Genomic DNA, 10822 nt, shown 5'->3' with positions numbered 1-10822 from the left:
GCGGGAGCCGATGCTTGGCCAAACGGTCGGTCGCGGTGTGCGGAAGCTCGGCGACGACTTCGATGTAGCGCGGCACCTTGTAGCGCGCGAGCTGTTCGAGCGCGTACTGGTGCAGCGCAACCAGATCGACGGTCTTCCCCGTTGCCCCGACGACGAATGCCTTCACGTCCTCCTCGGAGAGATCCGACGGCACGCCCACCACCGCGGCCTCCGCGACGTCGGGATGGCGCTGGAGCGCGGCCTCGACCTCCGCGGGTGCGAGGTTCTCACCCCGTCGGCGGATCACTTCCTTCTTGCGACCGATGAACGTGTACACGTCGTCGCCGTCGTCGCGCACGAGATCGCCGGTGCGCAGCCAGCCGTCGACCATCACCGCGGCAGTCTCCTCCGGCATCTCGTAGTAGCCGCGCATGATCGCGGGGTTGCGCAGCTCGAGCTCGCCGATCTCGCCGACCGCGACCGGCGCGCCGTCGTCGCCGATGACGCGCGCGTCGTTGACGTGTCCGAACTCGGGGTGTTGGCGCGGCGAACCGAGCGCGCCGTACGGACGCGCGCCGGGCAACCACACGAGCCCGTACGGCGTCTCCGACATCGCGTACCCGCACGTCACCTCGAAGCCGAACCGCTCCTCGATCGCGAGGTGCCGCTCGCGATCGGGCGACGGACCCGTGTAACACAAGCGAATCGGGTTGTCGGCGTCGTCGGCGCGCGGCGGCTGCCGCACGAGCATCTCGATCATCGCCCCGATCGAGTTGAACTCCGTCGCGCCGTGCCGGCGCGCGGCGTCGAAGAACCCGCTCACCGAGAACGACGGGAGCAGCACGAGGCTGGCGCGCGCTTGGATCGATCCGAGCGTCGAGTACGCCGGCGCGTTGATGTGGAAGAGCGGCAACGACGTCATCAGGCGGTCGTCGGCGGTGAGCCGCAGCCACCACGGAAAGCCTTCGCCGGCCATCACATAGGCGCGGTGCGTCTGCATCACGAGCTTCGAGCGCCCGGTCGTACCCGACGTCGGGATCATCACCGCGACCGCGTCGTCGGTGATCGCCGCGGGACCGCGTCCGTCGGGCGCGGCGTCGTAGAGAGCGGCAACGTCGACGACCGGTACGCCGGGCGCGCCGAACGACGGTGCGAGCGCGGGGTCGGTGACGACGAGCGCGGGCGCCACCTGCGCGACGAACCCCGCGAGCTCTTCCGCGCTGCTCTTGGGGTTGAGCGGTACCTGGATCGCCCCGACCTCCATGAGCGCGAGCCACGAGAGCAGGTAGTCGGGTGTGTTGCGCGGCGTCGTGATCACGCGGTCACCGACGCCGATTCCGAGACCGCGCAGCGCGCTCGCAAAACGCTCGATGCGCGCCTGCGCGTCGGCGTAGGTGAGCTCGACGTCGTCGGTCACGAGCCAGGTGCTCCCGGCGGCGGCGTCGACTGCAGCGCGAACGTGCTGCGGGATCGTGCGGGTGTTCACGGTCGCGCTCGGTTCGCTCGCCGCTCCGAGGCGCGGGATGGGAGCGCATCGGAGCGCCCTGCTCGCTCCGCTCGCGGGCTCGGCCACTCGCGCAAGATCATCACCGCACGCTACGTTCTGCGCCGAGACCGGGGGGACGTCATGGCGCACAGCCGCGAGGAAGTGCAGGCAACCGTCGACCGTTACATCGCCGTCCGTGATCGGATCTGCGCGCACGAGCTCACGTGGGCCGCGCTCGCGCCGTTCTTCACCGACGACGCGGTGTTCATCGACCCCGCGTGGGGTCGCGTCGAAGGCCTCGACGAGATGAAGGCGACCGTCTTCGGCGAGGCGATGGAAGGCCTCGAGGAGTGGACCTTCCCCACCGAGTTCTTCGTGATCGACGGCGACAACGTCGTCATCAAGTGGAAGCAGATCCTCGGCGGGACGCGTCCCGACGGCCGGCCGTGGGAGCAGTCCGGCTACTCGACGCTCGTGTACGCGGGCGACGGCAAGTTCTGTTACGAGGAAGACCTCCTGAACATGGTGCACGTCTTCGAGGACATGAAGGCGAGCAACTTCAAGCCGGGACCGAACCTCGGCATCCCGCCGAAACACGTGAACCGCGACTTCTCACGGCCCGACGCGGCGAAACGGTAACGGCGCGATGGCCGACGACGCGCTCGCGCGGGAGACGATCGACTACATCGCGATCCGGCGCTTGCAGGCGGCGTACGCGGACTCGGTGACGCGGCGCGCGTGGGACGAGCTCGACGACCTGTTCCTCCCCACCGCGACGGTCACGGTCGACACCGTCACGAACGAGCCGATCCTGCTCACCGGCGGCGCGGCCGTCGGCGACTTCATCGCCACCGCGGTCGAGCGGTTCGAGTTCTTCGAGATGGTGATCCTGAACTCGGTCGTCGATCTCGCGGGCGCCGACGCGGATGTCGCGCACGCGCGCCAGTTCACCTGCGAGCTGCGGCAGGACAAGTCGAACGGCCGTTGGACCAACGCGTACGGCCTGTACCGCGACGACTACGCGCGCCGCGAGAGTCGTTGGTGGTTCGCGCGCCGGCAGTACCAGTCGATCGCGCGCACCGGCCGCTCCGAGATCTTCCCGTTTCCGACCAGGCCGGGTTTCGATTGATTATGGTCGCACTCGCTTCGCTCGTCGCTCCTGACGCCTCAGGTTGCGAGTCGGGCGGGCCGCAAAGCGACCCGCCCGTTCATGGAGGAGCGCCTTGATGTATCGCGTCATTCAATGGGCGACCGGTGGTGTGGGCAAGGCCGCGATCGAGGGCGTGCTCACGCACCCCGAGCTCGAGCTCGTCGGGTGCTGGGTGCACAGTGCGTCGAAAGACGGTCGCGACGTCGGTGAGCTCATCGACCGCGATCCGATCGGCGTGACCGCGTCGACGAACGTCGACGACGTGCTCGCGCTCGACGCCGACTGTGTCGTCTACGCACCCGTGCTCGCCGACCCGAAGGTCGTCGCCCGCATCCTGCGCTCGGGCAAGAACGTCGTCACACCGGTCGGTTGGGTCTACCCGCAACCCGAGCACGTCGTCGACCTCGAGGCCGCGGCGCGCGAAGGCCGCGTGACCTTGCACGGCACCGGTATCCATCCCGGCGGCATCACGGAGCGCTTCCCGTTGATGGTGTCGGCGTTGTCGAACGCGGTGACGCGCGTGCGCGCCGAGGAGTTCAGCGACATCCGCACGTACGCGGCCCCCGACGTCGTGCACGACGTGATGCTGTTCGGCAAGACGCCGGAGGAAGCGCGCTCGAGCATCATGACGACGGTGCTCGGCCAGGGCTTCAAGCAGTCGGTGCGCATGGTCGCGGCCGAGATGGGCTTCGCGATCGATCCCGAGCTGCGCACGACGCACGAGGTCGCCGTCGCGACCGCGCCCATCGATTCGCCGATCGGTCCGATCGAGCCCGGACTCGTCGCCGCGCAGCGCTTCCGCTGGGAAGGTCTCGTCGACGGCGAGCCCGTGATCGTCGCGGCCGTGAACTGGTTCATGGGCCAGGAGAACCTCGACCCCGCGTGGAGCTTCGGACCGGAAGGCGAGCGCTTCGAGGTCGAGATCACGGGCGACCCGCCGGTGCTGCTCACGTTCCACGAGCTGCATCCGTCGTCGATCGAGGAAGGGCTGCGCCGCAACCGCGGGATCGTCGCGACCGCGATGCACTGCGTGAACTCGGTGCCGTACGTGTGCCGCGCCGAGCCCGGCATCCGCACCTACCTCGACCTGCCGCTCATCGCCGGCCGCGCCGCCCCCGCTCTGCGCGCCGAATGAAGCAGCTCGCGCACCCGGACTGGGTGCGGCGCATGAACCTGTTCGGCGACACGACCGGCGATCCCGCGCGCATGATCGGGCTCGACGCCGACGAGCTGCTCGCGACCGCGCGAGCGGCGACCGGACTCGACGATCTCGGCGAGCACGACTGGCCCGGTTACGAGGAGACGTTCCGGCGACTGGTCGCGTCGATCGACGCGGAGTCGCAGCCGCATCTCGTCGGCCGGGTGATGACGCGCGGCGAGATGCTGCGGATGCTCGAGACGTGGCTCCGGCTGCAACAGTTCTGGGACGCGACGCCCGCGGTCGCGAGCCAGCCGATCGCGGCGCCGTTGTTCGTCGTCGGTCCGCCGCGCACGGGAACGACGATCCTGCTCGAGCTGCTCGCGCTCGACCCTGCGTTGCGCGCGCCGCTGGCGTGGGAGGCGCTCCAGCCGCTACCGGTACTGCGCGACGGCGACGCGGCCGCCGATCGCGAGCGTCGCCGCGAGCTCTCGGAATGCGAGCAGGAGCTCTGGTCCGACGTGCATCCGGAGTTCATGACGATGCACGAGCTCGCGAGCGATCTGCCGTGCGAGTGCGTGCACTTCCTCGCCTACGACTTCGCAGGACCGCACTGGTCGATGCTCTACGACACGCCGTCGTTCACGGGCTGGCAGCTCGAACACATCGAGCCGCTCCTCGCGCGCGTGTACCGCTTGCATCGCCGCATGCTCCAGACGTTCCAATACGGCGACGCGCCCCGGCAGTGGCTCTTGAAGTCACCCGGACATCTGCAGACGCTCGCGCAGGTGTTCGCCGAGTATCCCGACGCGCGAGTGATCCACACGCACCGCGATCCGCGCCGTTTCATCGCGTCGCTCGTCAGCCTGCTCGCGGTGCTGCGGTTCACCCGCAGCGACCGCGTCGACGTCGCGAGCCTCGGCCCGCTGATGGAGCTGACGTACCAGATGTTCCTCGAGCAGGTCATCGACCAACGGACGAGTGGCGCGATCCCCGACGAACGCATCGTCGACAGCCACTTCGTCGACCTCATGGCGGATCCCGTCGGCGCGCTCGGGAAGCTCTACGAGCAGCTCGACCTCGCGTGGCCCGCACACCACGACCGCACGGTGCGCGACTATCTCGCCGCGAAGCCGAAGGGCAAGCACGGCGCGCACCGGTACACGTTCGCCGACGTCGGGCTCGACGAGGACTCCGTGCGCCGGTCGTTCGCGCGCTACGTCGAGCACTACGGCATCATCGAGGAATGAGCCAGGCGCAGCCCGCCGTCGCGGACGGCACGAGACGCACCGCTGACCGTCCGGATCGAGCGGCGGCGGCCGGAGCCGCATGAGTACCGACACCGACCTGGTCACCGCCGACGACGCGCTCGTGGCGGCCGAGGCGCTCGCGAGCGCGCTCGACGGTCCGGCCGCGCGCGACGACGACCCGCGCTGGAACGAGCCCGCGGCCGACGTCGAGTGGCCGTGCCGCGCCACGCTCGGGCACGTCGCCGACTGCGCGCTCTGGTACGGAGGGCTGCTCGCGCGGCGCGCGCCAGGACCCGTCGAGGTGCCGGAGAACTCGCCGACCGCCGCCGCGCCGATGCTCGTCGACGCGCTCCGCTCGGGCGCGGCGCTGCTCGCGACCGCGATCCGGACGGCCGGGCCCGACGACCGCGGCTGGCACGCGTTCGGTATCGCCGACCGGTCGGGCTTCGCGGCGATGGCGTGCGACGAGATCCTCGTGCACGGTGCCGACATCGCGGCGACGCTCGGCGTCGACTTCACACCCGACGCCGACCTCTGCGCGCGCGTCGTGGAACGGCTGTTCCCGTGGGTCGAGGTCGGCGCCGACCCGTGGGCCGCGCTGCGATTCGCGAACGGCCGCCAGTCGCTCGACGGCATCGAGCCGCGGGGCAAGTGGAAGTGGCACTGCGCACCCCTGTCCGAATGGGACGGCACACCGGGCGGCACGTCGAATCTGCGCTGATCCGCCCCGCTCAGACGGGCGGGTCGCCGCGCGGCCCGCCCGACCCTGCGGCTGAGGCGTCAGGAGCGGCGAGCGGAGCGAGCGCGACCAGGAGGCTCCGGAACCGGAAGTTGCAGCACGCGCTTGACGCTGCGCGCCGAGTCGAACGCGGCGTAGCCGATGCCGACGAACGGCACCGCGCCGACCGCCCAGCGCGTGCTGATCCGTGCGGCCGCGCCGTCGATCACCCGCCTGGCGACGCGCTTCTGCGTGCGTTTCCACAAGAACGGGCGGGTCGCTCCGCGGCCCGTCCGACCCGACGACTGAGGCGTCGAGGAGGGCGAAGCTTGCGAGCCCGACCAGACAGCTCCGAAGACGGCGGTGCGGACGTCGGCCGCGAGCGCGTCGGCGTCGACGACGACGAAGTTCGCACGCAGCTGATGCACGCGCACCGACGCCGTTGCGTAGCTCTCCGCCACCGCCGCGAGCAGCCCGACCGCGACGACCACCGACGTGCCCGGCGCGGTCAACGTGCCGGCCGACACGAACGTCAGGAGCTCGTCGGCTTCCTCCGCGGTGGCCGCGAGCGCGGCGAAGCTCGCGGTGAACGCGCTCGCGGCCGCTCGACTCCGCAGCAGCGGTCGGTCGACGACGAGCGGCAGCACGCGTCGCAGCACGTGCTCGTACTCGTCCTCGAGCGCGCGCTGCGCCTGCTTCGGCGTACGCACCGCGAGCAGGCGATCCGCCGACTCGTGGAGATCGGCCTGTATCGCGACCGGCATCCGCTCGATCAGACGTTCCAGCAACGGCCGCTCGTCGCGCGCCGCACTCCCCGACGTGACCGTCATCGCGCGCGCTCGATGAATGCGGTCAGCGTGTCGAGATAGCCGTCGACGAGACGCGGCGGATCGCCGTGCTGCACGCGATGGTTGCCACCCGGCAGCACCGCGATCGTGAGGAGCTCGGGCGCGACCGCGACGCGGAACGCGGCGACGCTCGGCTCGACCGGCACGATCGCGTCGTCGGCGCCGAAGAGTCCGAGCACCGGGACTCGCAGTGCGCGCAACACGGGAACCGGGTCGTAGTCGATCATTCCCTGGACGAATACCCACTCGGGCTCGGTGCGAGGCACGAACATCACCGATTCGGCGTCGTGCCCGGTCGCGCGCTCGGACGCCGCGAGCTGCGCGTCGGCGACGTCCCACGGCACGCCTTCGCGTGCCAGCGTGAGCCACAGGTCGAAGTGCGCGCGCAGGGCGGCACGATCGGCGTCGGTGAAGTCCGCCAGCTCGCACTGCATCGAGTAGCGCTCCTGCTCGGCCGGTGTCACGCCGGGACCCGAGTTGGCGACGACGAAGCGCACGCGCGTGTCGACGCGCGCCGCTTCGATCACCACCCAGCCACCCTGGCTGTGCCCGAACACTCCGACCGGCACGCCCTCGCCGACGATCGCGAGCACCGCGTCGAGACCCGCACGGGCGTCTTCGGCCTGCTCGACGATGCCCGCGTCCTCCCACCGACCGGTCGACTCGTCGACACCGCGTTTGTCGAAGGACGCGACTGCGATGCCGCGACCGACGAGGTGCTCGCGGATCGGCGGGAAGTACGTGTCGTTGTCGCGGTTCGACGGGCCCGAGCCCGGATGCATGAGCAGCACCGCCGTCGGCGGGCTCTCCGGAAGCCAGAGACTGCCCGCGAGGGTGGCGCCGTCGCGCTCGACAATGAGCCCGCGGACGCTCACGACGCCGCGGTCACCTCCGCGAACGGCACGACCCGCGCGACGGGCGTCTCGATCGGGCCGTCGGGCAGGAAGAAGCGCCAGAACACCATCGCGAACGGCTTGCCCTCGGTGTCGATCCAGTTCGGCACGCCCGGGTCGCGGTGCGCGATCACGACGTCGAACCAACCGTCGGGACGCACCTGCGTCTGCGCGCGGTTCAGCGACACCGGCCGGTGCGCGTAGTCGTTCGTCTGCAACCAACGGTTCCAGATCATCACGTTGGCGCAGCGACACTCGGGCCACTTCGCCGTGATCACGAGCGCCTCGTCGGGACCGAGCACGTAGGGCGCCATGCTGTACGCGGCGTCGGCCGCGGCGAGCGGGTGGTCGCCGGGCGGCACCGGCGGTGGGAACACGTTCGGCTCGCGCGACACGAACGCGGGCTGCCCTGCTTCACCGGGCTTGGGCTGATTTAGCGTGCGCGAGCGCACGTAACGCTCGACGCGCCGGAAGCCCTCGGCCACGGACGCGTCGGTCGGCGGCGGCAACGGACCCGGGCCGTCGATCACCTCGATCTCGAGCGCAAGGTTCGCGATCGGTGGCGTCGCGGGCGACCACGTCTCCTCCCAGTAATGACGGGTCGTGATGCGCATCGCGTCGTCGGCGAGCGCGATCCAGTTGCGCTCGCGGCGCGGCCCGCCGAGGAACACCTCGAACCGACCGTCGTCGTCGACGTCGAACTGCGAGTCGTTCAATACGCCCGCGGTCCGTTCCGGCCAGCCTCCGTCGGGACCGCCGGCCTCGATCGTGAACGACGTGTAGATCGCGCCCGCGGTCTTGCCGCGCACGCGGTAGGTGTAGCGCGACGACACCGACGCGTCGTAGTAGATCGCGTCGGAGTTGTCGCCCATTGCCTTGCGCGTCGAGGTGACGATGCGGCGCAGGACGGGCGCCGCGGGGTCGTCCTCGAAGTGGCCGACGAGACCGCCCTCCAACAGATGCGTGAGCACGCGCAGCGCGCCGCCGGTGTCGTCGGGACCGGCGATCCCCCACTCCTCGCCCGCGTAGCGATCCGCCGCCTCGGTCAACGTCGCGAGCAACGCGTCGAACGCAGCGCGACTCTCCCCGCCGTCGCTCATCGCATCAAGCCGCGGCCGGTGACCAACGGGAGGTCGAGCACCGACAGCAAACCGGGCGGCGCCGCGCACACCGCGGGGATCGCGTTCACGATGCGACCCGCGGTGCCGACGAGCCCGGCGGTGTTGTGGTCGCCGTCGTCGCCCATCATCTGCACGTCGCACGTGTAACTCGGGTTGCCGGTGACGATCACGCGGTAACCGCTGTCGCCCGCGGGCTGCGGCCATTCGGGAGCGAGGTCGTCGGCGAGGCGGGTGACGTGCTCGAGGATGATGCGGGGCTCACCGCCGACGATGCCCTGCACCTCGAAGCGCAGCGCGGCCGTCGTGCCGGCCTCGACGACACCGAAGCCCAGATCGATCCGTTCCGGCGCGGGTTGCCGCTCGTGCACCTCGCGCAGCTCCTCGATCTCGACACCGAGCCCCGCCGCGATCACCTTCACGACACCGCCCCACGCGAACGAGAGCACACCCGGGATCAACAGCAGCGGCGTCGCGTCGAGCTCCTTGCCGAAGCCCATCGTGTCGAACAGCACCTGTGGCTGCGCGTAGGTCGCGTAGTTGACGACCTCCATCATCCGCACCGACTGGATGTACTCGCACGTGCCCGTGAGCACGAACGGCAGCAGGTCGTTCGCCCACCCCGGATCGATGCCCGACGTGAAGCACGACGTGTTGCCTGCGCTGCACGCGTCCTCGAGCGGCTTGCGCAGATCGGGCGCAACGTGCGGCGGGTAGATGAGCGGCACGACCGAGCTCGACACGACGTTCTTCCCGGAACGCAGGATGCGCGCGATGTCGGCGATCGCCTCGGCCGGTCGCAGGTCGGCGGTCGCGGTGTAGCAGACGCAGTCGGCGTCGAGCGCGAGCACGGCGTCCGCGTCGTTCGTCGCGCGCACACCGCAGGGCTCGAAGCCACCGAGCTCACCGGCGTCCTTGCCCGCCTTGTCGGCGCCGTGGACCCACAGGCCGACGAGGTCGAGGTCCGGATGCTTCGCGATCAATCGCAACGCGTGGCGCCCGACGTTGCCCGTGCTCCACTGGATGACCCGGTACGTCACGGTCTCCCCTTTGCCTCACCCGATCGCGGAGTGGCAGCGTACCGACACCGTGTCGCCGGCCGTCCGCCATGGGCACAGGTGCGAGGGAGACGCCGATGCTCGAGTTCGACCCGCTCGACGAATACCCGATCCATCAAGTACCGCTACCGATGCGGTACACGGCGACGAGCGATCGCAACTTCTACGACCGCTGCATCTTCCAAGGCGTCGACCACGAAGCCGACGCGTACTTCATCACCGGGCTCGGCGTGTACCCGAACCTCGGCGTCATCGACGCGTACGCGACGGTGCGCCGCGGCGACAAGCAGTGGGCCCTCCGCACGTCGGGCGCGCGCCCGGACGATCGCATGAAGCAGGAAGTCGGGCCGTATCGCATCGAGATCGTCGAGCCGTTCAAGAAGTTGCGACTCATCTGCGACGCCGACGATCACGGCATCGGCTTCGACCTCATGTGGGAGTCGGAGTACGCACCGATCTCGGAGCCGCAGCACGTGCGTCGCCAGGGCGACACGATCCTGCTCGACGCGTCGCGCTTCGCGGGCGTCGGCACGTGGAGCGGCGAGCTGCGCTTCGCGGGCGAGACGGTGAAGGTCACGCCCGACCGCTACACCGCGACGCGTGATCGCTCGTGGGGCATCCGTCCCGTCGGTGAAGCGATCCCGCCGGGCCGGCCGCGCGAGTTCGACGGCATGTGGTGGTGCTGGGTGCCGCTCAAGTTCGACGACTTCGCCATGCACCTCATGGTCGAGGAAGACAAGACCGGCCTGCGCCACACGAACCTCGCGGTGCGCGTGTGGCCCGAGGCGACCGGCAAGCCGCCGGAGCAGCTCGGCTGGCCGCACCCCGACATCTCGTACCGCTCGGGCACGCGCGAGCCAACGCACGCGTCGTTCGCGCTGCGCACGCGCGACGGGAAGGAGCTCACGCTCGACGTCGAGCCGATCCTCGGCATCCCGCTCGCGGTGGGCACCGGCTACGGCATCGACCCCGAATGGCAGCACGGCGTGTGGAAAGGCGAAACGTGGGTCGACGGTGGCGAGTACGACCACACCGACCCCGCGGTCGCGGGCCGCGCCGCGTTCTCGATCACCGATTACATCGCGCGCGTGCAGTTCGACGGGCAGGAAGGTTGGGGCATCTTCGAGCACGCGACCCTCGGCCCCCACGCGCCCTCCGGCTTCGTCGACTACACCGACGGCGCG

General features: G+C 70.3%; 11 protein-coding genes. 6 read left to right on the top strand and 5 right to left on the bottom strand.

The features are described 5' to 3' along the window. The coding region (locus VH914_05160) for an AMP-binding protein (protein HEX4490579.1) at positions 1–1465 on the bottom strand (1465 nt) is incomplete at its 3' end. Between the two features lie 141 nt (positions 1466–1606). Here VH914_05160 and VH914_05155 point away from each other — a divergent pair. The 5 genes from VH914_05155 to VH914_05135 all read left to right on the top strand — a co-directional run bounded on the left by VH914_05155 (position 1607) and on the right by VH914_05135 (position 5724). After that, complete coding sequence (locus tag VH914_05155) at positions 1607–2104, top strand: nuclear transport factor 2 family protein (GenBank protein HEX4490578.1); 498 nt, start codon at positions 1607–1609, stop codon at positions 2102–2104. Between the two features lie 7 nt (positions 2105–2111). Further along, entirely contained in the window at positions 2112–2594 is a 483-nt protein-coding gene (locus tag VH914_05150) for a nuclear transport factor 2 family protein (GenBank protein HEX4490577.1), read from the top strand. A gap of 97 nt (positions 2595–2691) precedes the next feature. After that, positions 2692–3750, top strand: coding sequence for a dihydrodipicolinate reductase (locus tag VH914_05145; GenBank protein ID HEX4490576.1), 1059 nt, complete (start codon positions 2692–2694; stop codon positions 3748–3750). Further along, the gene (locus VH914_05140) at positions 3747–5003 is read left to right on the top strand and encodes a sulfotransferase (GenBank protein ID HEX4490575.1); all 1257 of its coding nucleotides are present in this window, start codon (positions 3747–3749) and stop codon (positions 5001–5003) included. The genes VH914_05145 and VH914_05140 overlap by 4 nt, the downstream gene beginning before the upstream one ends. Before the next feature lie 79 nt (positions 5004–5082). Further along, positions 5083–5724 (top strand): maleylpyruvate isomerase N-terminal domain-containing protein, encoded by a 642-nt coding sequence (locus tag VH914_05135; protein ID HEX4490574.1) that lies wholly within the window; start codon positions 5083–5085, stop codon positions 5722–5724. 59 nt (positions 5725–5783) lie between these two features. Here the strand turns inward: VH914_05135 and VH914_05130 are convergent, their stop codons facing one another. Genes VH914_05130 through VH914_05115 form a run of 4 tightly spaced genes read right to left on the bottom strand, consistent with a single transcriptional unit; the run spans position 5784 to position 9620 of the window. Further along, positions 5784–6551: a hypothetical protein gene (locus VH914_05130; GenBank protein HEX4490573.1), complete on the bottom strand. Its 768-nt coding sequence runs from the start codon at positions 6549–6551 to the stop codon at positions 5784–5786. Then, entirely contained in the window at positions 6548–7444 is an 897-nt protein-coding gene (locus tag VH914_05125) for an alpha/beta hydrolase (protein ID HEX4490572.1), read from the bottom strand. Before VH914_05125 ends, VH914_05130 begins: the two co-directional genes overlap by 4 nt. Continuing rightward, the gene (locus VH914_05120) at positions 7441–8562 is read right to left on the bottom strand and encodes a hypothetical protein (protein ID HEX4490571.1); all 1122 of its coding nucleotides are present in this window, start codon (positions 8560–8562) and stop codon (positions 7441–7443) included. Before VH914_05120 ends, VH914_05125 begins: the two co-directional genes overlap by 4 nt. Continuing rightward, positions 8559–9620, bottom strand: coding sequence for a diacylglycerol kinase (locus tag VH914_05115; GenBank protein ID HEX4490570.1), 1062 nt, complete (start codon positions 9618–9620; stop codon positions 8559–8561). The genes VH914_05120 and VH914_05115 overlap by 4 nt, the downstream gene beginning before the upstream one ends. Positions 9621–9715: 95 nt before the next feature. Between VH914_05115 and VH914_05110 the strand changes: the two genes are divergently transcribed. Continuing rightward, positions 9716–10822, top strand: a 1107-nt coding sequence (locus tag VH914_05110; protein HEX4490569.1) for a hypothetical protein, incomplete at its 3' end; no start/stop codon positions are given.

This window comes from Acidimicrobiia bacterium (assembly GCA_036271555.1).
Classification (GTDB): Bacteria; Actinomycetota; Acidimicrobiia; order IMCC26256; family PALSA-610; genus DATBAK01.
This window is presented reverse-complemented; position numbering and strand designations above follow the sequence as displayed.